Genomic DNA, 23,394 nt, shown 5'->3' with positions numbered 1-23,394 from the left:
AGGCGCGATCGCAACGGCGGCTTCGCATCATTCCGTCATGACAATCTCCACGCCGTCCGGCAGGCCGGCGGCGGGAAAGCGGGGTGTATGACGGAGCGGGTGTACGGAGTCAACCAACCAGGCGGCTTGCGTGCCAGGCGACGTGGTCGCCCACGAAGGTGGAGATGAAGAAGTAGCTGTGGTCGTAGCCGTCCTGGCGGCGGACGGTGACCTTCACCTCGGCCTTGTCGGCGGCGGCTTCCAGCAACTGCGGCTTCAGCTGGCTTTCCAGGAAATTGTCGGCCAGGCCCTGGTCGACCAGGATGTCGTCGAACGGCGAGCCGCGGTCCTCGATCAGGGCCGTGGCGTCGTGCCCGCGCCACGCCGCGCGGTCGTCGCCGAGATAGGCGGTCATCGCCTTGTCGCCCCACGGGCAGTTCAGGGGCGAGACGATGGGCGAGAAGGCCGAGACGGACTTGAACAGGTCCGGCTCGCGCAGGGCGATGGTCAGGGCCCCGTGGCCGCCCATGGAGTGACCGAAAATCCCTCGCCGCGACGCATCGAGCGGAAAGGCCGCGTCCACGGCCGCCAGCAGGTCCTTCGTCACATAGGAATACATGTTGAAGTGCGGCGCCCACGGCGCCTGGGTCGCGTCCACATAAAAGCCCGCCCCCTGGCCCAGATCGTAGGCGGCGTCATCGGCCACGCCCTCGCCCCGGGGGCTGGTGTCCGGCGCGACGATGGCCAAGCCGTGCTTGGCGGCGAAGGCGTAGGCCCCGGCCTTGGTGGTGAAGTTGTCCTCGGTGCAGGTCAGGCCCGACAGCCAGACGAGGTAGGGAAAGGGTCCCTCTCCATCCGGCGTCCAGATCGAGAACTTCATCGGCGTGCCGGTCGCCGCGCTGTCATGGCGGCAATAGCGCAGCGTGCCGCCTTGGGTGCGATGGGTGTTGAGGATCTCGACCATGGGTCCGCTCCCTTAGAACACCACCACCGAGCGGATGCTCTCGCCCGAGTGCATCAGGTCGAAGGCCTTGTTGATGTCTTCCAGCGGCAGGACGTGGGTGATCATCGGGTCGATCTCGATCTTCCCGTCCATGTACCAGTCGACGATCTTCGGCACGTCGGTGCGGCCGCGGGCGCCGCCGAAGGCGCTGCCCTTCCAGACCCGGCCCGTGACCAGCTGGAACGGACGGGTGCTGATCTCCTTGCCCGCCTCGGCCACGCCGATGATGATGCTCTCGCCCCAGCCGCGATGGCAGGCTTCCAGGGCCGTGCGCATGACGCCGGTGTTGCCGGTGCAGTCGAAGGTGTAGTCGGCGCCGCCGTCGGTCAGGGCCACCAGGTGCGCCACCAGGTCACCGTCCACCTTGGTCGGGTTGACGAAGTGGGTCATGCCGAAGCGACGGCCCCACTCTTCCTTGGAGTCGTTGATATCGACGCCGATGATCTTGTCGGCCCCGACCATCTTCAGGCCCTGGATCACGTTCAGGCCGATGCCGCCCAGGCCGAAGACGATGGCGTTGGCGCCAGGCTCGACCTTGGCGGTGTTCGTCACCGCGCCCACGCCCGTGGTCACGCCGCAACCGATGTAGCAGGCCTTGTCGAAGGGGGCGTCCGGGCGGATCTTCGCCAAGGCGATCTCGGGCAGCACCGTGTAGTTGGAGAAGGTCGAGCAGCCCATGTAGTGGGCGATGGCCTGGCCCTTGTAGGAGAAACGGCTGGAGCCGTCCGGCATCAGGCCCTTGCCCTGGGTGGCGCGGATCGAGGTGCACAGGTTGGTCTTGCGGCTCAGGCAGCTTTTGCACTGGCGGCATTCGGGCGTGTAGAGCGGGATCACGTGATCGCCGACCGCGACGCTGGTCACGCCCGGCCCCACCTCGACCACCACGCCGGCGCCTTCATGGCCCAGGATGGAGGGGAAGATGCCCTCGCTGTCGAGACCGTCCAGCGTATAGGCGTCGGTATGGCAGATGCCGGTGGCCTTGATCTCCACCAGGACCTCGAAGGCCTTGGGCCCCTCCAGGTCGACCTCCACGATCTCCAGCGGCTTCTTGGCCTCGAAAGCGACGGCGGCGCGGGTCTTCATGGGATGGTCTCCGGTTCAGGTCTTCACCAGGGGAATTCGAGGACCGGACCGCTCAGGTCAAGCGGCCTTTGACGTACCGAGGGTCAAAGCGCCTACTCCTCGCTTTTCTGCGTCGCCTTCTTTTCCGCCAGCTTGGCCAGGACGCGGCCGCGCCCCTTGGACAGGGCGGTGACCACGCCTCGGAAGGTGCGCACCTCCTGGTCGGTCAGGCGGGCGCGGGCCAGGGGTGCGCGCAGATTGCGGATCATCGACGGCTTCTTTTCCGGCGGGTGATAGAACCCGGCGGCCTCCAGCTCCGTCTCCAGATGGTCGTACAGGCCCATCAGCATGGCCTGATCGGCGGGCGGCTCGACGTTCTTCTCGAACTTAGACCACGGACGGTCGTCCACCGTCATCTTCCACTCATAGGCGTTGATCGACACCGCCTGCGCCAGGTTGAGCGACCGGAAGCGCTCGTCGATGGGAATGGAGATGATCGCCTGGCAAAGGGCGATGTCGTCGGTCTCCAGCCCGGCGCGCTCGCCGCCGAACAGCAGGCCGGCGGACTGGCCAGCCGCGATCTCGGTCGACAGCTGGCCGGCCGCTTCGCGCGGCGTGAGCACCGGAAGGCGCGTCTCGCGCGGGCGCGCCGTGGTGGCGAAGACCAGTTGCAGGTCGGCGATGGCGTCTTCCAGGCGCTCGAACACCTTGGCGTCGTCCAACGGCCAGTTGGCCCCCGAGGCGCTGGCCCAAGCGCGCTCTTGCGGCCAGCCGTCGCGCGGGTTCACGAGACGCAGGTCCGTCAGGCCGAAATTGGCCATCACCCGCGCCACCGAACCGATGTTCTCGGCCAGCTGGGGCGCATTGAGGATGACGCAGGGCGCCCGTCCTTCGGAACCAGTCACGCTTTTCTCCGCTCTTCTCGCACGCGGCGAGGCTTTGGGACTGTCCTATGGCGACAAGGGCGCGGGATCGACAACCCCGATGATGAGCTTTTCCCGACGTGCTGTGCTGCTGGCGCCGCTACTGGCCGCGGCCTGCGCCAAGTCCGTGGTCATGGAAGTGTCCGGCGAGGGCATGGACCTGGCGCAACTGGATCGCGAGGTCGGCGCCGCCGCAAAGCGCGCCGCTCCCGGCGTTCTGGGCGCGGCGATCACCGATCTGGGCAATGCCGATGTGTGGCTGCACAACGGCGACCGCCCCTTCCCTCTCGACGGCGCGGCGTCCCTGCTGATCGTCGCCGCCGTGCTGGACGAGGCAATCGGCGGGCGCGTGAACCTGAACGAGCCCATCGCCGTGCGCGACGTGGACCTGTCGCCGCCGCCCAGCGTTGTCGCCGCCGCCTGGCCGCGGCGTGACCGCTATCGGGTGGAGGAGCTTCTGCCCCTGGCCCTCGACGGCGACCGCACCGCCTGCGACCTGCTGATGAAGCGCATCGGCGGTCCAGGCGTGGTCACCGCCTGGATCCAGCAGAAGCGGCTGAAGGGCATCCGCGTCGATCGCTATTTTCGCGAGCTGGAGGTGGAGCGGCTTGGCCTGCCCTCCTTCCGCGCCGACTGGCGGACCGAACAAGCCTTCATCGCGGCGATCGACGCCGTGTCCGAGCGCCGCCGCAACGCCGCCGCCGAGGCCTACCTGCGCGATCCGCGCGACACCGCCACGCCGCGCGCGGCCATGGACTTCCTGGTCGCCCTGCACAACGCCGAGCTGGTCGCGCGGCCCGCGACCAATCAGTTGCTGACGCTGATGCGCGCCAAGGGGCATGGGACCAACCTTCTACGCGCCGGCCTGCGACGCGACGCGGATCTGGCTCACGCTTCGGGGGTCGGTCGCCGCGATCTTGGGCGCACGTCGGCCGTCAATGACATCGGCCTCTATCGGCAGGCGGGCGGCCAGGGGCTGGCCGTGGCGGTGTTCCTGTCCGGATCCCCCCAGCCGATGGACGCCCAGGCGGCGGTCATCGCCGACGTGGGCCGCGCCGCCCTCGCCTCGCGCGGCTAGGCGCTGCGGCTGGCGCCGACCTGCGGGGCGTGATCGACGCCCGAAAGCGCCTCGATCAGTTCGGCCGGACGCACCGGCTTGGAGACGTGCAGATCGGCGCCGGCCCGGCGGGCCTGGACCACATGCTCGTCCATGGCGGCGGCGGTCAGCATGACGATACGCGTGCGGGCGCGGCCGTCGCGAGCTTCACGCTCGCGGATCAGGCGGGTGGCGGTCAGGCCGTCCATCACCGGCATCTGCATGTCCATGAGGATCACGTCGAAGCTGGCCTGGGCGAAGGCCTCGACGGCGTCGGCGCCATTGTCGACCACGGTCAGGTCGATGCCGAAGGGCTCCAGGACGATCTGAACCACCTTGCGGTTGGTGGGATGATCCTCGGCCACCAGCACGCGCAGGCCGGCCAGCGATCCGCCCTCGACGACGCTGCTCGGCTCGGCGACGGGCGTATTCATTCCCACGGGCGGCAGGGGGAGGATGACCTCGAACACCGCGCCCTTGTCGGCCGAGCGGGCCTCGATGCGGCCGCCCATCATCTCGGTCAGCGCCGCGCATATCGACAAACCCAGGCCGGTACCGCCGAACCGGCGGGTGATCGAGGCGTCCGCCTGCTCGAACCGGCGGAACAGGCGCTGGCGCGTCTCTTCGTCGAAGCCGACGCCGGTGTCGCGCACGCAGAAGGAAATCGCCCCGTCCTGGGTGCGGTCGACGGTCAGGGTCACGCCGCCGGTCTCGGTGAACTTCACGGCGTTGGCCAGAAGGTTGGACAGCACCTGGGCGATGCGGCCCGCGTCGCCCAGATAGCCGCCGCCGGCGTCCGGCGAGACGCTCCAGCCAAAGTCCAGTCCCTTGGCCTCGGCCGAGGCGCGATGAAGCTCGGCGATCGCCCCGACCTCGCAGGTCAGGTCGAAGGGCGCCGGGGTGATGCTGAACTGGCCCGCCTCGATCTTGGAGACATCCAGGATGTCGCTGAGCACCTGCTCCAGAAGGCGGCCGGACGAGGCGACCAGACCCGCCAGCTCTCGTCGGCGCTCCTGTCCACGCTCCTCGGCTAGCTGATCGGCGATGGCGATCACCCCGTTCAGGGGGGTGCGCAGCTCGTGGCTCATATTGGCCAGGAAGACGGACTTGGCCTTGTTGGCCCGCTCCAGTTCGGCGGTGCGCTCGGCCACGCGATCTTCCAGCGACCGCAGCAGGTCGTCGTTCTTGGCGCGCTGCCATGACAGGGCGCGGGCCAGCACGCCGATCTCGTCCTGGCGGTGCTCCAGATATTCGGTATCGCCGCCATCGCTCCACCCGGCCTGGGCCAGGCGGCCGAGGGGATCGAGCACGGCGGTTCGGGTGAAGCGGTAGAGCAGCAGGGTCTGAGCGACCACGCCCACCAGGCCGAACAGCAGGATCCACGCCGCCGACTTGACCGCCGACCACAAGATGTCCGTGGGCGAGAAGCTCATCAGGAAGTACCAGCCCGGCTCCTTCATCAGGCCGTAGGCGATCACCTTGCCGGTGACCTGACTGCGGACCACGCCGACGTCCTGCCCCTGCTTGCGGATTTCCTTGACGACGTCCGCGATGCGGTGCTCCTGCTGCGCCTTCTGCAGCACACCCCGGTCGACGATGCCGTCGCGGCTCATGCCCGGATAGGAGATCAGCTCTCCGTCGTCCGAGGCGATCATGTTGACGCCCCCCGGCAGCGCGTCCTGAACGGCGCGCAGCAGGTAGGAGTTGAGCATGATGGTCGTGCCCCAAGACGCCACGTGCCTGCCGCCCACGTCGATGGGGGTCATGCAGGCCGAGGTCAGGGCCTGGCCCGTGGGGTCGGAGATCAGCTTGCGCAGCTTGGTGCAGCGCATGGTCCGCTCGGGATTGTTCCGCGGCAGGGTCAGCTCGACCATCTCCTCGCCGCGGAAGTCCAGGGTCGGCGGGGCGTCGCGACGGTAATAGATCAGCCGGTCGTCGCGATGGGGCCCAAAGACGATGAAGCGGTTGGTCTCCGGCGTGAACAGATAGAAGTTGTCGTAGCGCTCCAGCTCCGCCTCGCCGGTGTGCGAGACGACCTGCAGGGCGCTGACCAGCAGGCGGCGCTCGTCGGGCGATACGTCCGCGCCGTTGGCGATGAAGCCGCCCAGGCCGTAGGACCAGGGATTGCCGTCGAACAGCTCGGCGGTGGTGCGGCGGGTGCCGTCGGCCTGCAGGGGGAAGGCCTTGTCGAATTCCCTGTCGATCAGGGCCTGGGGCATCTTTTCCATGCGCCGGCGCAGGGACAGGCTGGCGGCGCGGTGCAGCAGCACCAGATCGGAGAACAGGCGGTCCTCGGACTTCACGCGCTCGGCGACGTACTCCTCCAGGCGCGCGGTCTCACGCGCCGCCACGTCCTTCTGGACGAAGGCGAACGTCGCCATGGTGGCCGCTCCCGTCACCAAGATGGACAGGACCGCCACGATCGTCAGAAGCCGTCTCGCGAGCGGCGAATTGACAGAAAGCATGCGCGTAAAAGACCCCCTGATGCGAATAATACGCACCAGAGGTTGAACAGGGGGTTTATCGCCGCCGCTGGCGCGCGCTGGCCTTAGCCGCTATAGCCTCTGCCCGTCCCTGCGACGCGCGTGCGGCCCTGTGCGCCGCCCCGCCGAGCGCATCTACAACCGAAGGAATTTGCCCGGAATGGCCAAGATCAAAGTCGCCAACCCCGTCGTGGACATGGACGGGGACGAGATGACCCGGATCATCTGGAAGCTCATCAAGGATAAGCTGATCTTCCCGTATCTGGATCTCGAGCTCGACTATTACGACCTGTCGGTCGAGAACCGGGACGCCACCAACGACCAGGTGACCATCGACGCCGCCGAGGCGACCAAGAAGCATGGCGTGGCCGTCAAGTGCGCCACCATCACCCCGGACGAAGCGCGGGTGACCGAATTCAACCTCAAGAAGATGTGGAAGTCGCCCAACGGCACCATCCGCAACATCCTGGGCGGCGTGATCTTCCGCGAGCCGATCATCTGCCAGAACGTGCCCCGCCTGGTCCCGGGCTGGACCCAGCCGATCATCGTCGGCCGCCACGCCTTCGGCGACCAGTACCGCGCCACCGACTTCCTGTTCCCCGGCAAGGGCACCTTGACGATCAAGTTCGTCGGCGAAGACGGTCAGACCATCGAGCATGAGGTCTACAAGGCTCCGAGCTCGGGCGTCGCCATGGCCATGTACAACCTCGACGAGTCGATCCGTGAGTTCGCCCACGCCTCGTTCGCCTATGGCCTGAACCGCAAGTACCCGGTGTACCTGTCGACCAAGAACACGATCCTGAAAGCCTATGACGGCCGCTTCAAGGACCTGTTCCAGGAAGTGTTCGACGAGCACTACGCCGAGCAGTTCAAGGCCCTTGGCATCCACTACGAGCACCGCCTGATCGACGACATGGTCGCCTCGGCGCTGAAGTGGTCGGGCGGCTACGTCTGGGCCTGCAAGAACTACGACGGCGACGTGCAGTCGGACATCGTCGCCCAGGGCTTCGGCTCGCTGGGCCTGATGACCTCGGTTCTGATGACGCCGGACGGCAAGACGGTGGAAGCCGAAGCCGCCCACGGCACCGTCACCCGCCACTACCGCCAGCATCAGAAGGGCAAGTCGACCTCGACCAACTCGATCGCCTCGATCTTCGCCTGGACCCGTGGCCTGGCCCACCGCGCCAAGCTGGACGACAACGCCGAACTGGCCGCCTTCGCCGCCACCCTGGAAAAGGTCTGCATCGACACCGTCGAGAGCGGCTTCATGACCAAGGACCTGGCGCTGCTGGTCGGCGACAAGCAAGGCTGGCTGACGACCGAAGGCTTCCTCGACAAGATCGACGAGAACCTGAAGAAGGCCATGGCGGCCTAAGGCCTTCGTACCTTCGAGACTTCCAAAGCCCGCGCTGTCAGACCGACGGCGCGGGCTTTTCTTTTCCAGGGACAGACGATGAGCCGCTTCACCGGAACGATCCGCGACCTGACCAACGCCGACCGGGAGAGCTGGGATGGCCTCTGGGCGGGCTACCTGGCCTTCTACGAATCCTCCGACCTGCCCCAGGCGGTCGGCGACACGACCTTCGAGCGCATGCTTGATCCCGCCGAGCCGATGTTCGCCCTCGTGGCCGAGCAGGACGGCCAGGCGATCGGTTTCGCCCACTGCGTCGTTCATCGCGCGACCTGGACGACGGGCTTCTATTGCTATCTGGAGGACCTGTTCGTCTCTCCCGTTACGCGGGGCTCGGGCGCCGGCCGCGCCCTGATCGAGGCGATCTATGCGCGGGCAGACGCGGAAGGCTGGGACCGCGTCTATTGGCTCACTCACGAGACTAACACCCAGGCCCGCAAGCTCTATGACGCGGTCGCGCAGAACCGCGGATTCATTCAATACCGACGTTAGATGTTCTTGATCCGTTCGCGTCCGGTGATAGGCTCTCGCCATTCATCCGGGGAGGAACGGACATGATCGGATACGTCACCATCGGCGCCCTCGACGAGCAGGCGTCGAAGCGGTTCTACGACGCGGTGTTCACCGCCATCGGCAGCGAGCGCAAGCTCGAGGGCGGCGGCTGGATCGGCTATGGCGTCACCGGGCCGGGCAAGGACATCACCGACTGCCACACGGCGCTCTGCCCGACCTTCAACGGCGAGCCGGCCAGGCCGGGCAACGGCATCATGATCGGCTATCAGGCGCAGTCGCCCGATCAGGTAAAAGCGGCGCACGCCGCGGGGCTGGCCGCTGGCGGAACCTGCGAAGGCCTGCCGGGCTTTCGTCCCGCCGAGGCTGAGTCCGGCTTCTATGGCGCCTAGCTGCGCGATCCGACCGGCAACAAGATCAGCATCTTCGCCGGCGTGCCGGCCGCTTAGGAGCGCGCCCTGAGCGCCTGCGCCGCGACGGCCGCCGATGAGGCCAGCGGCGCAGGCAGGGCGTCCAACGCGAACCAGCCGAAGGCGGCGTGCTTGTGCGGCTCCATCAGGCGCGGCTCGCCGCTGAAGGCCTTGGCCAGATAGACGGGCGAGACCCAGTGCGCGCCGTCGCCCTGGTCGATCAGATCCACCACGCACAGCAAGGTCAGGCCTTCGGCCTGAACGCCCAGCTCCTCGGCGGTCTCGCGGGCGGCGGCGGCCATGGAGGGCTCCCCCCAATCGACCTTGCCGCCGGGCAGGCTCCAGCAGCCGGCCTCCGGCTCCCGCTTGCGCCGGATGAGCAGGATGGCGTCGTCCTTCAGCAGAACGACGCCGCAGCCGACGCGCGGCTCCCGGCTCACCCCGCGAGCGCGGCTTTGACGGCGGCCACGCCTTCGGCGGCCTTGGAGTCGTCCGGAGCCCCGCCCTGGGCGAAGTCCGGCTTGCCGCCGGCGCCCTGGCCGCCCATGGCGATCACGGCGGCGCGGGCCAGCTCGGCGGCATTGAACTTGCCGGTCAGATCCGCGGTCACGGCGACGGCCACGGCGGCCTTGCCGTCGGACGTGCCGACCAGGGCGACCACGCCCGAGCCGATGGACTTCTTGAAGTCTTCGACCACGCCGCGCAGGTCCTTGCCGCCGACGCCGTCGAGGACGCGGCCGATGAAAGCCGTGCCAGCGACGTCTTCAGGACCGGACGCGCCGCCCGAGCCGCCGCCCAGGGCCAGGGCCTTCTTGGCCTCGGCCAGTTCCTTCTCCAGACGCTTGCGGTCGGCGATCAGACCCTCGACGCGCGCGGCGACGCCCTCCACCGGGACCTTGAACTGCTCGGCCAGACCCTTGGCGACGCCCGCCTGATCCAGCAGGAAGCGGCGGGCCGCCTCGCCGGTCAGGGCCTCGATGCGGCGCACGCCGGCGGCGACGCCTTGCTCTGAGACGATCTTGAACAGGGCGATGTCGCCGGTGCGGGCCACGTGAGTGCCGCCGCACAGTTCGACCGAATAGCCCTTGTCCTCGCCGGTCAGGGCCTGGCCCAGGGTCAGGACGCGAACGCTCTCGCCGTATTTCTCGCCGAACAAGGCGACCGCGCCGGCCTCGATGGCCGCCTGCGGGGCCATGACCTCAATCTTGGCCGGGACGTTCTGGCGGATGACCTCGTTGACCTCAGCCTCGATGCGCTCGATCTCGTCGGCGGTCAGCGGGCCGCCGTGGCTGAAGTCGAAGCGCATGCGGTCGCCATCGACCAACTGGCCCTTCTGCGCCACGTGGGCGCCCAGCACATGGTGCAGGGCGGCGTGCACCAGGTGCGCCGCGGAGTGGTTGGACCGGGTGGTGTGGCGACGCTCGGCGTCGACCGAGGCCACCACCTTGTCGCCCACGGCCAGCGGGCCAGTGAGTTCGACAGTGTGGACGTGCAGTTCGCCGGCCTGCTTTTGGGTGTCGAGCACGCGGCTGACCGCCCCATTGGCGTCGATGACGCCCTGGTCGCCAGCCTGGCCGCCGCTCTCGGCGTAGAACGGGGTGCGGTCGAGGACGACCTGCACGGTCTGGCCAGAAGCCGCAGACGCAACCTCGGCGCCGTCGGCGACGATGGCCTTCACCACGCCGGTGGCCTCGGTGATGTCGTAGCCGACGAACTCGGTCGCGCCGTCACGTTCCTTGACCGCGAACCATTCGGCGCCGGTGCCCTGCTGGCCCGAGCCGGTCCAGTTCTCGCGCGCCATCTGGCGCTGCTTGTCCATGGCGGTGTCGAAGGCGTCGGTATCGACGGTCAGGCCCTTGGCGCGCACGGCGTCCTGGGTCAGGTCGAGCGGGAAGCCGTAGGTGTCGTAGAGCTTGAAGGCCACGTCGCCCGACAGCACGCCGCCTTCGGCGAGGTCGGCGGTCGCCTCGTCCAGCAGGGTCATGCCGCGGCCCAGGGTGCGGCGGAACCGCTCTTCTTCCTGGCGCAGGGTCTCGGTGATCAGCGCTTCGGCGCGGCGCAGCTCGGGATAGGCGCCGCCCATCTGCTCGATCAGGGTCGGAGCCAGGCGGTGCATCAGCGGCTCCTGCGCGCCTAGCAGATAGGCGTGACGCATGGCGCGGCGCATGATGCGGCGCAGGACGTAGCCGCGGCCTTCGTTCGAGGGCGACACGCCGTCGGCCAGCAGGAACGAGGACGAGCGCAGGTGGTCGGCGATGACCCGATGGCTGGCCTGGCTTTCGCCCTCGGCCTTCACGCCGGTCGCCTCGACCGAGGCGGCGATCAGGGCCTTGAACAGGTCCACGTCATAATTGTCGTGCACGCCCTGCAGGACGGCGGCGATGCGCTCCAGGCCCATGCCGGTGTCGATCGAGGGCTTGGGCAGGTTGATGCGTTCGCCGCCCGCCTGCTGCTCGAACTGCATGAAGACGAGGTTCCAGATCTCGATGAACCGGTCGCCATCCTCGTCCGGGCTGCCGGGAGGGCCGCCGGGGATGTGGTCGCCGTGGTCGAAGAAGATTTCCGAGCACGGGCCGCACGGGCCGGTGTCGCCCATGGACCAGAAGTTGTCGGAGGTGCCGATGCGGATGATCTTGCGGTCATCCAGCCCGGCGATCTTCTTCCACAGGTCGGCGGCCTCGTCGTCGGACGCATAGACCGTGACCAGCAGCTTCTCGACGGGAAGCTTGTATTCCTTGGTCAGCAGATTCCAGGCGAGCGTGATCGCACGCTCCTTGAAATAGTCGCCGAAGGAGAAGTTCCCCAGCATCTCGAAGAAGGTGTGGTGGCGGGCCGTGTAGCCGACATTGTCCAGGTCGTTGTGCTTGCCGCCGGCGCGGACGCACTTCTGCGACGAGGTGGCGCGCGGCGCGACCGGCGTCTCGGCGCCGGTGAAGGCGTTCTTGAACGGCACCATGCCCGCATTGACGAACAGCAGGGTCGGATCGTTCTGCGGCACCAGCGGCGAGGACGGGACCACGGCGTGGTCGGCGCCCCCGAAGTAGTCGAGGAAGGTGCTGCGGATGTCGTTCAGGCTCGGCATGGTCGTCCGGGGTCTGGAAAGCGCGAAATGCGGAGATAGGAAGTGCAGCGCTCCTTAGCCAAGCGCGCCTGATCTCCCAAGGAAATTCGTGGCATGGCCGCGGGCGGGAGCGCCGCTGGAACGCGAAAAAGGACGCCCGGTCCGGCGCTTGGGGCGCAGGTCCGAACGTCCTCGGCTCGCGAGGCGGCGCGGTTGGGGGTCACGCGCCGGAGGGTTTGGCGGGGTCGCCGGCGGTGAAGACCGCCTCGCGAGAGCCTTTGAAGGATCGGCCCCGAGGGCTTAGCCGTCGGTGTCTTCCTGAGCGTCGGGCCCGCCGACCAGCAGCTCTTCCTCGATCTTGGAGGACGAGGCGCGGACGGCCTTTTCGATGCTGGCGGCGATGTCGGGGTTGTTCTTCAGGAACTCGCGCACATTGTCGCGCCCCTGCCCTATCCGCTGGCTGCTGTAGGAGAACCAGGAGCCGGACTTCTCGACGATCCCGGCCTTCACGCCCAGGTCGATGATCTCGCCCAGCTTGGAGATCCCCTCGCCGTACATGATGTCGAACTCGACTTCGCGGAACGGCGGGGCGACCTTGTTCTTGACCACCTTCACCCGGACGTTGTTGCCGATGATCTCGTCACGGACCTTCACCGAGCCGGTGCGGCGGATGTCGAGGCGGACCGAGGCGTAGAACTTCAGGGCGTTGCCGCCGGTGGTCGTCTCGGGCGAGCCGTACATGACGCCGATCTTGTGGCGGATCTGGTTGATGAAGATCACCAGGGTCTTGGCCTTGTTGATCGAGGCGGTGAGCTTGCGCAGGGCCTGGCTCATCAGACGGGCCTGGAGGCCCGGCAGGCTGTCGCCCATCTCGCCTTCGATTTCGGCGCGCGGCGTCAGGGCCGCCACCGAGTTCGACCACGATCACGTCCACCGCGCCGGAGCGCACCAGCGTGTCGGTGATCTCGAGCGCCTGCTCGCCGGTGTCGGGCTGCGAAACCAGCAGCTCGTCCAGGTTCACCTTCAGCTTGTGGGCGTAGGACGGGTCGAGCGCATGCTCGGCGTCCACGAAGGCGGCGGTGCCGCCGGCCTTCTGAACCTCGGCCACCACGTGCAGGGCCAGAGTCGTCTTGCCCGAGCTTTCCGGGCCGTAGATCTCGATGATCCGCCCCTTGGGCAGACCGCCGATGCCCAGGGCGATGTCGAGGCCGAGAGAACCGGTCGAAACCAACTCCATCTCCACCTTGCCCTTGTCGCCGAGCTTCATCACCGAGCCCTTGCCGAACGCCCGGTCAATCTGAGCCAGGGCGGCCTCAAGAGCCTTTTGCTTATCGCCTTCTTCGCGTGCCACGAGCCTCAACGCCGCTTGGTTCATCACAGGCGTCCCTTATTCCATGATTCCGCCAACCCAACCGGCCCTGCTGCGATCCCCGCGTCAGCGCCGGCTATCCATGACTCGAACGTGCACGGTTTGTTCTTTGTTCGCAAGATGTTCTTTTTGGGCGGAACGCCCTGCTACGACCGAAATTGACGCATGGAAGGAGGGCGCCCGACGCCTTAGGGGAGGCGCCGGGCTGCCGGCTCTCAGACTGGATCTGAAACCAGACCCGCCTGCGCGCCGGCAAGGCGTTCGGCGATCTCGGGCGACCAGCGCGCGATGAGACCGGCTTCGAATTCGTGATGGGATGTCGACCACGCCTGCAGCGAGCGCATGCGGTCCATCCAGGCGGCGACGTTGGGATAATCGGCCAGACTGAAGCCGATCCAGTCGCCCACGCCGACATAGGTCGCGCCCAGATAGTCGGCGATGGTCAGGTCCGCGCCGCAGACATATGGGGAGGACGCCAGGATGTGGCGATCCAGAATGCACAGCCAGCGATGCGAGGCCGCCAGATGGCGGCGCAGGGCCGTCTGGTGCTCGGCCGCCGCGTAACGGCAGGCCGGGAACATCTGCGGATAGATAAAGCCATGCAGGAAGTCGCGGGCCAGGCCGCCGACGAACCAGTCCATCCGCTCGTTGACCAGTATGCGCGGATGCAGGCTGTGCGGATAGGTCTGCGACCCCGTCAGTTCGGCCAGGTACTTGAGGATCGTCGAGGCCTGCGTCAGGCGCAGGTTGCGATCCACCAGCAACGGCAGGGTGCGGTTGGGATTAAGGCCGGCGAAGACGTCGGACAGGTGCGCGCCGTCCCAGACGCTGACGATTTCCTCGTCGAACTTCAGACGATGCTCATGCGCGAACAGCAGCACGGCTCGCGACTCGGTCGATAGAGGGTCGTAGTACAGTTTCATGTCGGCGCCAGTCGGGCGCCGGATGCGCCCATATTGCGGGGCCGCTCATCTAGAAGCGTGGCGAAGGCCGATCAATCAACAGTCCTGCACAAGCGCTATTCAAAATTGAATAGCCAAGCTGTGACGCGCTAGACGGCCGGAATCGCCGTCGCGTCCAGCTCTCCGCCACCCTCGCCGCTGAGCAAGGGCCGCAGCCGGCGCATGTGGTTGGCCAGACAATCCATGAAGGCGCGGACGTGCGGCATGCCGCGAAGCTCGGCGCGGGTGACCAGCCAGAGCTCGGCGCTCAGCTCCGCCACGGGGAAGCAGCGGACGAGGCCCGCCTGCGTTCCGGCCAGGCTGGGCAGGACCGAGACGCCCAGCCCTCCGGCGACGGCGGTGCACAGGTTGGTCAGGGTGTTGCAGCGCCAGACGACCTGGCCGCTCGGCGCGATCTGGTCCAGCCAGCGCAGCCCCGGCAGGCCCAGGATGATCCCCTCCCCCGACCAGCAGGTGGCCGCCCATTTCCTCGGCGCTGCCGGGCACGCCGTGCTGGGCGGCATAGACCGGGCTGCAATAGACGCCCCAGGCCAGGTCCGGCAGGCGCCGGGCGATCAGGGTCGGATCGTCCGGGGTCGAGCCGGCGCGCAAGGCGACATCGGCCTCGCCCTTGTTGAGGTCCAGCCGCCGATCGTCGGTGATCAGCTGCACCTGCACGCTGGGATGGGTCTTGTGGAACTCATGCATGATCGCCGGGATCACCAGGTTGGCCATGTTCTCGGGCGCGGTGACGCGGATCACCTGGGTCTGAACGCGCGCCGCCGCGGCGCTGGCGTAGCCAAAGCCCATGACCGCGGCCTCGACCTTTTCGGCATGGGGGCGAAGCTCGCGCCCGACCTCGGTCAGCTCGTAGCCGGAAGAGCGACGCTCGAAGAGCGCCGAGCCCAACGCTTCCTCCAGGGTGGCGATGCGGCGCACCACCGTGGGCTGGCTGACCCGAAGCTGCTTGGCCGCGCCCAGGGTCGAGCCGCTGCGCGCCACGGCCAGGAAGTGGCAAAGGTCGTTCCAGTCAAAGCGAAACTGCGTCGGATCGACATCCCCCCCTCGATCACCGGCGGCATGGGCGGCGGCATGACGGCCGCCTCGGCGATGGCCTCGCGGTCGGCCTCCACGCAGCGCAGGGGCGCCTTCAGCTTCAGGCGCATGGCGGCTGGCACGTCGTCCGGCGCGAAGATGATCGGCAGGGTCTTCAGCGCCTCGAACCGGGCGGTGTCGGCCTGGGCGTCGTCGGTCAGGTCGCTCATCCGCTCGCAGATGGCGGCCATGGCGGTGGCGGCGGTGAAGGCGTCGGCCGAGACGCTGCCCATCACGCCTTCGATCCGCTCGACCTTCGGCGCGCTGGTTCCGTTGAACACGGCGAACAGCAGGGAGTCGTCATGGGCGTCGGCGGCCACGCCGTAGAGCTGGCCCTGGAGGATCAGGATATGGCCCCGCGTCTCGTGCGCGCCGCCGACGATCCGCAGGGCGAGGCCTTCGCCCTCGCGCCGGATCATCATGTGCTCCTTCACATACATGCCAGGCTGGGTCGAGGACGGGCGGGTGATCCGCCAGATGCCCTCGTAGGACGCGCCCTTGCGTTCGATCTCGCGGCGCGAGGCCTCCTCGATCCCGAACGGCATCTGCGGAAACAGCGGCATGATCGACGAGCCGCCGGTCAGCGGCGCGGGCGTCGAGCCAGCGCTCGACGGCGGCTCAACCCCCATCAGGGCGGCCAGGCTGTCGAGGTCGCGCTCCCAGTCGAGCAGGGTGAACCCCTCCTTGCGCGAGGCCACCAGGCCGGTCAGCAGCATCAGGTTGTGGGCCGAGGGCGCGACCACGCCGCCGCCCCATCGGCTGACCGCCGACTTGTCCACGCCGAGATCGGCCGCGAGCCGGCCGCGGCTGAGGCTTAGCGCCTTCAGCACGAGGTCGAATTTCGCCGCGAACGATGCCGGATCCATAGTGATCCCTATGCATCAAAAAGCTTGGCGTTTGGCAACGTGCAACCGGTTGCATGGTTACCGCCCGCGACGTCCTGCCGCCGGTCGCGACAACCTCTGCTTAACCATACCGATGCAGGGTCGGCTGATCAATTCTGGACCCGCCGCGCGCCTTGACCCTCGACCCCTACCGGCTGCTTGGACTGGCCTTCGCCAGTTCCGACCTCCTCCTGGAGCTGGACGACTACGGACGCATCACGTTCGTGGCCGGGGCGGAGCATGAACTGTTCGGCCACGGCGACCCGATCACCGGCATGCTGCTGCACGATCTGCTGGCCCCGCGGGACCGGGATCGGCTGCACCATTTCCTCCTCGGCCTGGCCGACGGCGGACGCCACGGCCCCATCGTCCTGGCTCCGGCGCATGACGCCGACAGCCCGATCAGCCTGTCGGCTCGCCGCCTGGCGGAGAACGCCGGCCGCATCTGCTGCGCCGTGACCGCCGCGCCGGCCTTGCCGCGCTTCGTGACCGGGCCGGTCAGCGTCGCGCCCTATGCGCCCAAGCCCGCCCCCGCCGCCGTCGCACCCGAGCCGGCTCCCCAGGCGCCGGTGGAGGTCGCGCCCGCCACGCCGCCGGCGGTGATGACCGACCTGCCGCCGGACATGATCACCCCGCCCCCGGTCGAGGCCCCGCCCACCGAGATCGTCGAGCCGATCGTCCAGGCGACCGCTTCGCACAACACCCGCGCCATGCACCGCGCCCTGGCCCGGGCCGAGGCCCTGGCGGCGGCGGTCAGCCAGCGTCGCTTCAACTTCGCCTTCCAGCCGGTCGTGCGTCTGGCCGACGACACCGTGCACCACCAGGAAGTCCTGGTGCGCTTCGACAACGGCGCCGACCCGCTGCAGATGATCCGCACCGCCCAGGCCTTCGAGCTGATGGAGGAATTGGACCACGCCGTGGTCGAGCAGGCCATCCGTCGCCTGGCCTCGGACGTCCCTACGCTGCGCCTGGCGGTGAAGGTCACCGGCCGCACCTTGTGCGACGAGGCCTACGCCCAGCACGTGGAGCGCCTGCTGCGCCGCCACGACAGCGCGCGCGGGCGGCTGATCTTCGAGCTGACCGAGAGCAACACCATCACCGACATGGTGCTGGCCGATCGCTACGCCCAGGTTCTGCGCGGCATGGGTTCGCTGGTCTGCCTGGGCGACTTCGGGGCTGGAGCCAACTCCATGGCCCACCTGCAGCGCCTGCAACTGGACCTGGCCAAGATCGACGGCCGCTACGTGCGCGAACTTACCGGCGGGCGCGAAGAGGCGGCGCTGGTGCGCCATTTGGTGCAGGCGTTCAGCGAACTGGGCCTGCGCACCGTCGCGGCCATGGTCGAGAACGGGGGCGTCGAGGAAGCCGCCCGCCACGCCGGCGTCGACTTCGCACAGGGCTATCTCTACGGCCGCCCCACCGAGCGTCCCGAGACCCCTAAAATGCGAAGGGCGGCGCCGGTGGCGCCGCCCTTGCTGAAGCTGGCCTGAACCGAAGAGCCTAGGCCTTGGTCCGCGCCACGTAGGCGTTGATCTGCTTTTCCAGGACCGTCAGCGGCATCGGGCCCGACAGCAGGGCCGCGTCGTGGAACTGGCGGATGTCGAACTTCGAACCCAGCTTGGCCTTGGCGTCCTCACGGATGCGCACCCACGAGGTGTGGCCGACCTTGTAGCTGAGCGCCTGGCCCGGCCACACGCAGTAGCGGTCGATCTCGCGCTGGACGCGGCCGTGGGTGTAGCCGGTGGCCCCGACCATGTAGGCGGTGGCCTGATCGCGGGTCCAACGCTTGTGGTGGATGCCGGTGTCGACCACCAGGCGGATGGCCCGGAACAGGAACGACTGCAGGTAGCCCAGCTCGCCGTTCGGGTCGCCTTTGTAGACGCCCATCTCGTAGGCCAACTGTTCGGCGTAGAGCGCCCAGCCCTCGGAGAAGGCCGAGAAGCCGCCGGTGCGGCGGATCAGCGGCACGTCCGCGTTCTCCATCTGCAGACCGATCTGCAGGTGATGGCCCGGGCTGGCCTCGTGGTAGGTCAGGGTCGCCAGGCTGAACTTCGGCCAGTCGGCGCTGTCCTTCAGGTTGATGTAGAAGGCGCCGGGACGCGAGCCGTCCAGCGTCGGGCGCTGGTAGTAGCCGTTGGACGCGCCGTCCTGGATGTTCACCGGCACGCGGCGCACCTCGACCTTGGTCTTGGGCAGGCGGCCGAACACTTCGGGCAGACGCGGGTCGAGCGCCGCGATCTGGGCGTTCAGGACCTTGATCATCTCTTCCTTGCCGGCGTCGGTGTTCGGATAAAGCTGATCCGGACGCTTGCCGAGCTCGGTCATGCGGTCGGCCACCGAACCCTGGGTCAGGCCCATGCCCTTGAGCAGCACGTCCATGCGGGCGGTGATCTCGGCCGCCTGGGACAGCCCCAGCTGGTGGACCTCTTCGGGGGTCATGTTGGTGGTCGTGGCCGCCGCCACGGCGCCGGCGTAGTAGCCGGGGTCGGCCGGCAGCGTCCAGGCGCCGGTCTTGTCGGTCGCCTTGGCGCGCAGGGCCTCGACCGCCGCGATCTGGCGATCCAGGGCTGGCCACACCTGGGCGTCGACCACGCCCGCGACCTGGGCGCCATAGTCGGCGGTCAGGCCAGCGGCCTTGGCGCGACGGGTGATGGACTTGACCAGCACGGTGTCGGCGGTCGCCTGACCGCGCAGGGCGCGCATCTGGTCCAGGGTGGTGGCGAGGATGAAGTTCGGCGCGATGACGCCCATCGCCGCCTCGGCGTTCATCCGCTCGGTTTCCTGGTCGAGAACCGTGGCGAAGGCCTTCACGCGGGCGACATAGGCGTCGGCGTCAGCGGCGTTGGCGACGCCATGCTGGTTGTCGAGGAAATCGGGCACCGACTGATAGGCGCCCGAGCGCTGGTCGATGGCGTAGGGCGAGTAGCCGCCGCTGCCGCCTTCGCCGAACTTAACGCGCGACAGGGCCGTGACCTGCACTTCGTTCTGGTAGGCGATGACGTCGTAGTCGATGGCCGCCGACGGGCTGAGCGCGGTGCGGTTGATGGTCTTCAGATCGACCAGGCGCTGCTTGGCGTCGGCCAGACGGCGGGCGCGGTCCGCCAGGGAGGCGTCGCCCAGCTCGCTCTTCAGATGGGCGCGGGCGCCCTTGTCCAGGCCCAGCGAGGTGGCGCGGGTCGGGCTCTTGTCGACGCTGTCGTAGAAGAACTTGTCGAGCATCGCATGGAGCCGCTGATCCTCAGCGCCTCCCTTGATTTGGGCCAAGGCCGGCGCGGCGATGGCCGAGGCGGCGGCCGTGGCGAGGAAGGTTCTGCGGTCCATGTGATGTCCCCCTTAGGTACGCTTGGGCTTACGCGGTCTTCGCCGCGGCGATGTAGTTGTCGATGGCGGTCTCGAGCACGGTCAGCGGTGTGCTGCCCGACAGCAGGCCGGCGTTGTGGAAGGCCTTCAGGTCGAACTTCGAACCCAGGGCGGCCTTGGCCTTCTCGCGCGTGCGCAGCCAGACGATCTTGCCGACCATGTAGCTGGACGCCTGGCCCGGCCACACGGAGTAGCGCTCGATCTCGGTGATCCCGCGCGCCTCGGTCCAGCCCAGCACGTCGACGAAGTACTTCACCGCTTGCTCGCGGCTCCAGCGCTTGTGGTGCATGCCGCTGTCGACGACCATGCGGACAGCGCGGAAGAGCGCGCCCTGCAGCTGGCCGACGTGACCGAGCGGATCGGCGCCGTACATGCCCATCTCCACCGCCAGCTGCTCCGAATAGAGCGCCCAGCCTTCGGAGTAGCCCGAGAAGCCGGTGGCCTTGCGGATCAGCGGGATGGCGTCGCTCTCGTTGCTGAGGGCGAGCTGCAGGTGATGGCCCGGAATGCTCTCGTGATAGGTCAGAGAGGTCAGGGTGAAGGTCGGCAACTCCGCCGTGTTGCGCAGGTTGATCCAGTATATGCCCGGGCGCGAACCATCCAGGGTGGGCGAGTTGTAGTAGCCGCGCGGTGCGCCGGCCTCGATCGCCTTGGGCACGCGGCGGATCTCCACCGGGGCCTTGGGCAGCTGGCCGAAGTACGGCGGCAGCTTGCCCCGGATCTCCTCGACCTTGCCGTTCAGCATGGCCAGCAGCTGTTCCTTGCCCTCGTCGGTGTTGGGGTAGTGCTGCTTCGGATCATCGCCCAGGGCCTTGAGACGGGCGCCGACGGAACCCTGGGTCATGCCCTGCCCCTTGAGCAGCACGTCGATCTCGGCCGAGATGCTCTTCACCAGCTCCAGGCCGGTCTGGTGCACGTCTTCGGGCGTGATGCCCGAGGTCGTCGCGCCCTTCAGGGACACGGCGTAGTACTCGTCGCCCTTGGGCAGACGCCAGCAGCCGGCGTCGTGGACGGCCTTTGCGCGGTTGGCTTTCAGGAACTCGATCTGGCGGTTCAGGGCGGGGACGACCTCGCCTTCATAGATCCTGGTCGCGCGGGCCGACCAGTCGCCGGCCAAGTTCTTGGCGGCGGCGCGGCGCACCACCGACTGGACCAGCACCGATTTGTCGGCGCCCTCCCCGGCGATCTGGCCCATGGAGGCCAGGGCGCGGTCGATGGCGAAGTCCGGCGGCAGGACGCCCAGACCCAGGTCGTGGCGCGCGATCTCCAGCTCGCCGTCCAGGTTCTTGGCGAAGGCCGACAGGCGCGACAGATACGCCTCGGCGTCGGCCGCGGTGTCGATGGAATGCTGAGTGTCCAGGAAGTCCGGCGTCTGCTGGTAGGAGCCGGTTAGCTGGCTGAGCACATAGGGCTCGCCCGCCGCGTCCGCGCCGTAGTTGAACTTGTTGTAGCCGTCGGCGTCGACCGCCAGGGTGAATTCGATGGTGTCGTAGTTCACCGCGTCCATGCCGCTCAGGGCCTTGCGGTCGATAGCGCGCAGGTCGGCCAACTCACGGCTGACGCGGGCCTTGTTGCGGGCGCGCGCGGCCAGCGAGATGTCGCTCAGCTTGCCCTTCAGGTCGGCCATAGGCCCCTTGTCGAGGCCCAGGCGCGTGGCGAAGCCGGGCGAGTTCTGGAACCGCTCCTGCATGATCCTGTCGAACAGGGCGTTCATCTTTGCCGCTTCGGCGGAAGACGAAGCCTGGGCCAGGGCCGGCCCGGCGAAGGCGGTCGCGGCGGCGCTGGCCAGAAAGGCGCGACGATCCATCAGATACTCTCCCCATTTGGTCACGCGGACGGTCGGCTTGCTTAGCAGCGGGGCCGGCCATTTTGATTTCATCGGCGTCACAGGTCCGCATAGGACGCCGATCTGATTTTCAGTGGTTTTGGAAGCGGGGCTTACCGCCGGCCCGACAAGGGCCGGACCGGCGGAGCAACCCTTGTCGTCAGGCCGATTTGGCGCTGGCGATATAGCCGTCGATGGCGTTCTCGAGCACCGTCAGCGGCGTGCCGCCGGACAGCAGGCCGACATCGTGGAACTTGCGGTAGTCGAACTTGGCGCCGAGGCTCGTGCGAGCCTTGTCGCGCAGGCGCAGCCAGGTGAGCTTGCCCACCATGTAGCTGCAGGCCTGGCCGGGCCACACGCAGTAACGCTCGATCTCGGTGACCGCCGTGGCCTCTTCCTGGCCCAAGTGGTCGACGAAGTACTTCACCGCCTGCTCGCGGCTCCACTTCTTGTGGTGCATGCCGCTGTCGACCACAAGGCGGACGGCGCGGAACAGGGCGGCCTGAAGCTGGCCGACGTGGCCGAACGGGTCGTCCTTGTACATGCCCATCTCGACCGCCAGCTCCTCGGAATAGAGCGCCCAGCCCTCGGAATAGCCCGAGAAGCCGATGGCCTTGCGGATCAGCGGGATGCCCTGGCTCTCGTTGTTCAGAGCCAGCTGCAGGTGGTGGCCCGGAATCCCCTCGTGATAGGTCAGGGTCTTGAGGCCGAACTTGGGGTTCTCGGCGCTGTTGCGCAGGTTGATCCAGTAGATGCCCGGGCGCGAGCCATCCAGGGTCGGGATGTTGTAGTAGCCGCCCGGAGCGCCGGCCTCGATCGACTTGGGCACGCGGCGGATTTCCAACGGCGCCTTGGGCAGCTGGCCGAAGTACGGGGCCAGCTTGACCTCGATCTCCTTCACCAGCTTGTTCAGGTCGTTGATCAGCTCGACCTTGGCCTCGTCGGTGTTGGCGTAGAGCTGGTCGGGGCGCTTGGACAACTGCTGCAGGCGCGCGCCCACCGTGCCGTCGTTCATGCCCTGCGACTTGAAGATCGCGTCCATCTCCTTGGAGATGCTGTCCACCAAGCGCAGGCCCGTGGCGTGGATCTCGTCGGGAGAGATGGTCGCGGTTGTGTAGTTCAGCAGGGAGACGGAATAGTAGTCGCCGCCCTTGGGCAGACGCCACACGCCGGCGTCATGGACGGCCGACTTGCGGATCTCCTCCATGAAGGCGATCTGGCGGCCCAGGGCCGGCAGGACTTCACCCTCATAGATCTTGGTGGCGCGGGCTTCCCAGTCGCCAGCGATGGTCTTGGCCTTGGTGCGGCGGACCACCGACTGGACCAGCGACGACTTAGACGCCGGCTCGCCATGAATGTTGCGCATGGTTGTCAGGGCTCGGTCGATGGCGAAGTCCGGCGGGACGACGCCGACCCCCACGTCGTGGCGAGCGATCTCGACTTCCCCGTCCAGCACCTTGGCGAAGGCCGACAGGCGCGACAGGTACGCCTCGGCGTCCGCGGCGGTCTCGATGCCGTGCTGGGTGTCCAGGAAGTCCGGGATCTGCTGATAGGAGCCGGTCAGCTGGCTGAGCACGTACGGCGCGCCAGAAGCGCTGTTGCCGTAATTGAACGCCTTGTTGCCCTTGTCCGAGGTCTCGAGGGTGAAGAGGACGGTGTCGTAGTTGATGACGTCCATGCCCGAGAGCTTGGAGCGGTCGATCGCCTTCAGCTCCGTCACGTAGCGGCTGTTGTCGGCCTTGTCCTTGGCCAGGGCCTTCAGCGAGACCTCGCCCAGACGCCCCTTCAGGCCCGCCATGGCGCCTTTGTCGAGGCCCAGGGAGGTAGCGTATTCGGGATAGCGCTGCAGGGTCTCCTGCATCACCCGGTCGAAGAGCGCGTTCATCTTCGCCGCTTCGGAGCCGGCCTGGGCGCGGGCGAGCGCCGGGCTGGCCAGGGCGGTCGCGAGCGCCCCCAGCAGTAGTTGTCTACGGTCCATAGTC

At 67.9% G+C, this 23,394-nt stretch carries 17 protein-coding genes and 2 pseudogenes; 5 read left to right on the top strand and 14 right to left on the bottom strand.

The genetic code is table 11. The annotated features are described in order from the left end of the window. Positions 1–109 precede the first annotated feature (109 nt). The 3 genes from fghA to ABOZ73_RS15040 all read right to left on the bottom strand — a co-directional run bounded on the left by fghA (position 110) and on the right by ABOZ73_RS15040 (position 2,865). On the bottom strand, positions 110–943 hold the full coding sequence (gene fghA / locus ABOZ73_RS15050; protein WP_369058952.1) for an S-formylglutathione hydrolase: 834 nt from the start codon (positions 941–943) through the stop codon (positions 110–112). A gap of 12 nt (positions 944–955) precedes the next feature. Further along, the gene (locus ABOZ73_RS15045; RefSeq protein WP_369058951.1) at positions 956–2,065 is read right to left on the bottom strand and encodes an S-(hydroxymethyl)glutathione dehydrogenase/class III alcohol dehydrogenase; all 1,110 of its coding nucleotides are present in this window, start codon (positions 2,063–2,065) and stop codon (positions 956–958) included. A gap of 92 nt (positions 2,066–2,157) precedes the next feature. After that, complete coding sequence (locus tag ABOZ73_RS15040; protein WP_369062556.1) at positions 2,158–2,865, bottom strand: RNA methyltransferase; 708 nt, start codon at positions 2,863–2,865, stop codon at positions 2,158–2,160. 163 nt (positions 2,866–3,028) lie between these two features. On the opposite strand from ABOZ73_RS15040, the gene ABOZ73_RS15035 reads away from it, so the two are divergent. Further along, complete coding sequence (locus ABOZ73_RS15035; protein WP_369058950.1) at positions 3,029–4,045, top strand: serine hydrolase; 1,017 nt, start codon at positions 3,029–3,031, stop codon at positions 4,043–4,045. Here ABOZ73_RS15035 and ABOZ73_RS15030 read toward each other — a convergent pair. Further along, positions 4,042–6,444 (bottom strand): ATP-binding protein, encoded by a 2,403-nt coding sequence (locus ABOZ73_RS15030; RefSeq protein ID WP_369058949.1) that lies wholly within the window; start codon positions 6,442–6,444, stop codon positions 4,042–4,044. The two genes, ABOZ73_RS15035 and ABOZ73_RS15030, sit on opposite strands and share 4 nt — an antisense overlap. Before the next feature lie 262 nt (positions 6,445–6,706). On the opposite strand from ABOZ73_RS15030, the gene ABOZ73_RS15025 reads away from it, so the two are divergent. The 3 genes from ABOZ73_RS15025 to ABOZ73_RS15015 all read left to right on the top strand — a co-directional run bounded on the left by ABOZ73_RS15025 (position 6,707) and on the right by ABOZ73_RS15015 (position 8,859). Next, the gene (locus ABOZ73_RS15025; RefSeq protein WP_369058948.1) at positions 6,707–7,921 is read left to right on the top strand and encodes an NADP-dependent isocitrate dehydrogenase; all 1,215 of its coding nucleotides are present in this window, start codon (positions 6,707–6,709) and stop codon (positions 7,919–7,921) included. Positions 7,922–7,999: 78 nt separating this feature from the next. Next, entirely contained in the window at positions 8,000–8,449 is a 450-nt protein-coding gene (locus ABOZ73_RS15020) for an N-acetyltransferase family protein (protein WP_369058947.1), read from the top strand. A 62-nt stretch (positions 8,450–8,511) separates the two neighbouring features. Continuing rightward, positions 8,512–8,859 (top strand): VOC family protein, encoded by a 348-nt coding sequence (locus tag ABOZ73_RS15015; protein ID WP_369058946.1) that lies wholly within the window; start codon positions 8,512–8,514, stop codon positions 8,857–8,859. Between the two features lie 53 nt (positions 8,860–8,912). Here the strand turns inward: ABOZ73_RS15015 and ABOZ73_RS15010 are convergent, their stop codons facing one another. The 7 genes and pseudogenes from ABOZ73_RS15010 to ABOZ73_RS14980 form a co-directional block, all read right to left on the bottom strand. Next, positions 8,913–9,317: an NUDIX domain-containing protein gene (locus ABOZ73_RS15010; protein WP_369058945.1), complete on the bottom strand. Its 405-nt coding sequence runs from the start codon at positions 9,315–9,317 to the stop codon at positions 8,913–8,915. Further along, entirely contained in the window at positions 9,314–11,959 is a 2,646-nt protein-coding gene (gene alaS / locus ABOZ73_RS15005; protein WP_369058944.1) for an alanine--tRNA ligase, read from the bottom strand. Before alaS ends, ABOZ73_RS15010 begins: the two co-directional genes overlap by 4 nt. Before the next feature lie 279 nt (positions 11,960–12,238). Next, positions 12,239–13,316 (bottom strand): annotated as a pseudogene (gene recA / locus ABOZ73_RS15000) (recombinase RecA). Between the two features lie 206 nt (positions 13,317–13,522). After that, positions 13,523–14,230: a glutathione S-transferase family protein gene (locus ABOZ73_RS14995; RefSeq protein ID WP_369058943.1), complete on the bottom strand. Its 708-nt coding sequence runs from the start codon at positions 14,228–14,230 to the stop codon at positions 13,523–13,525. 128 nt (positions 14,231–14,358) lie between these two features. Next, positions 14,359–14,772 (bottom strand): LysR substrate-binding domain-containing protein, encoded by a 414-nt coding sequence (locus ABOZ73_RS14990; RefSeq protein WP_369058942.1) that lies wholly within the window; start codon positions 14,770–14,772, stop codon positions 14,359–14,361. Beyond that, a pseudogene (locus ABOZ73_RS14985) lies at positions 14,765–15,229 on the bottom strand (LysR family transcriptional regulator); the annotation flags it as partial. The gene ABOZ73_RS14990 and the pseudogene ABOZ73_RS14985, both read right to left, overlap by 8 nt. Then, on the bottom strand, positions 15,112–16,209 hold the full coding sequence (locus ABOZ73_RS14980; protein WP_369058941.1) for a hypothetical protein: 1,098 nt from the start codon (positions 16,207–16,209) through the stop codon (positions 15,112–15,114). The pseudogene ABOZ73_RS14985 and the gene ABOZ73_RS14980, both read right to left, overlap by 118 nt. 152 nt (positions 16,210–16,361) lie before the next feature. Between ABOZ73_RS14980 and ABOZ73_RS14975 the strand changes: the two genes are divergently transcribed. Then, complete coding sequence (locus ABOZ73_RS14975) at positions 16,362–17,717, top strand: EAL domain-containing protein (RefSeq protein ID WP_369058940.1); 1,356 nt, start codon at positions 16,362–16,364, stop codon at positions 17,715–17,717. A gap of 10 nt (positions 17,718–17,727) precedes the next feature. Here the strand turns inward: ABOZ73_RS14975 and ABOZ73_RS14970 are convergent, their stop codons facing one another. The 3 genes from ABOZ73_RS14970 to ABOZ73_RS14960 all read right to left on the bottom strand — a co-directional run bounded on the left by ABOZ73_RS14970 (position 17,728) and on the right by ABOZ73_RS14960 (position 23,390). Beyond that, positions 17,728–19,548, bottom strand: coding sequence for a DUF885 family protein (locus tag ABOZ73_RS14970; RefSeq protein WP_369058939.1), 1,821 nt, complete (start codon positions 19,546–19,548; stop codon positions 17,728–17,730). Between the two features lie 28 nt (positions 19,549–19,576). Continuing rightward, entirely contained in the window at positions 19,577–21,394 is a 1,818-nt protein-coding gene (locus ABOZ73_RS14965; RefSeq protein ID WP_369058938.1) for a DUF885 family protein, read from the bottom strand. Between the two features lie 178 nt (positions 21,395–21,572). Further along, entirely contained in the window at positions 21,573–23,390 is a 1,818-nt protein-coding gene (locus ABOZ73_RS14960) for a DUF885 family protein (protein ID WP_369058937.1), read from the bottom strand. Positions 23,391–23,394: the final 4 nt, after the last annotated feature.

The sequence above is a fragment of the Caulobacter sp. 73W genome (assembly GCF_041021955.1).
Classification (GTDB): Bacteria; Pseudomonadota; Alphaproteobacteria; order Caulobacterales; family Caulobacteraceae; genus Caulobacter.
The sequence above is the reverse complement of the archived record's forward strand: the minus strand, read 5'-3'. Positions and strand labels throughout refer to the sequence as shown.

Coding starts and splice junctions, on each gene's coding strand:
- ABOZ73_RS15035 (WP_369058950.1), top strand. CDS start 3,029: ATGATGAGCTTTTCCCGACGTGCTGTGCTGCTGGCGCCGCTACTGGCC.
- ABOZ73_RS15015 (WP_369058946.1), top strand. CDS start 8,512: ATGATCGGATACGTCACCATCGGCGCCCTCGACGAGCAGGCGTCGAAG.
- ABOZ73_RS15040 (WP_369062556.1), bottom strand. CDS start 2,865: ATGGCCAATTTCGGCCTGACGGACCTGCGTCTCGTGAACCCGCGCGAC.
- ABOZ73_RS14960 (WP_369058937.1), bottom strand. CDS start 23,390: ATGGACCGTAGACAACTACTGCTGGGGGCGCTCGCGACCGCCCTGGCC.
- ABOZ73_RS14980 (WP_369058941.1), bottom strand. CDS start 16,209: ATGGATCCGGCATCGTTCGCGGCGAAATTCGACCTCGTGCTGAAGGCG.
- ABOZ73_RS15020 (WP_369058947.1), top strand. CDS start 8,000: ATGAGCCGCTTCACCGGAACGATCCGCGACCTGACCAACGCCGACCGG.
- fghA (WP_369058952.1), bottom strand. CDS start 943: ATGGTCGAGATCCTCAACACCCATCGCACCCAAGGCGGCACGCTGCGC.
- alaS (WP_369058944.1), bottom strand. CDS start 11,959: ATGCCGAGCCTGAACGACATCCGCAGCACCTTCCTCGACTACTTCGGG.
- ABOZ73_RS14970 (WP_369058939.1), bottom strand. CDS start 19,548: ATGGACCGCAGAACCTTCCTCGCCACGGCCGCCGCCTCGGCCATCGCC.
- ABOZ73_RS15025 (WP_369058948.1), top strand. CDS start 6,707: ATGGCCAAGATCAAAGTCGCCAACCCCGTCGTGGACATGGACGGGGAC.
- ABOZ73_RS14990 (WP_369058942.1), bottom strand. CDS start 14,772: ATGCCGCCCAGCACGGCGTGCCCGGCAGCGCCGAGGAAATGGGCGGCC.
- ABOZ73_RS15030 (WP_369058949.1), bottom strand. CDS start 6,444: ATGGCGACGTTCGCCTTCGTCCAGAAGGACGTGGCGGCGCGTGAGACC.
- ABOZ73_RS14965 (WP_369058938.1), bottom strand. CDS start 21,394: ATGGATCGTCGCGCCTTTCTGGCCAGCGCCGCCGCGACCGCCTTCGCC.
- ABOZ73_RS15045 (WP_369058951.1), bottom strand. CDS start 2,065: ATGAAGACCCGCGCCGCCGTCGCTTTCGAGGCCAAGAAGCCGCTGGAG.
- ABOZ73_RS14995 (WP_369058943.1), bottom strand. CDS start 14,230: ATGAAACTGTACTACGACCCTCTATCGACCGAGTCGCGAGCCGTGCTG.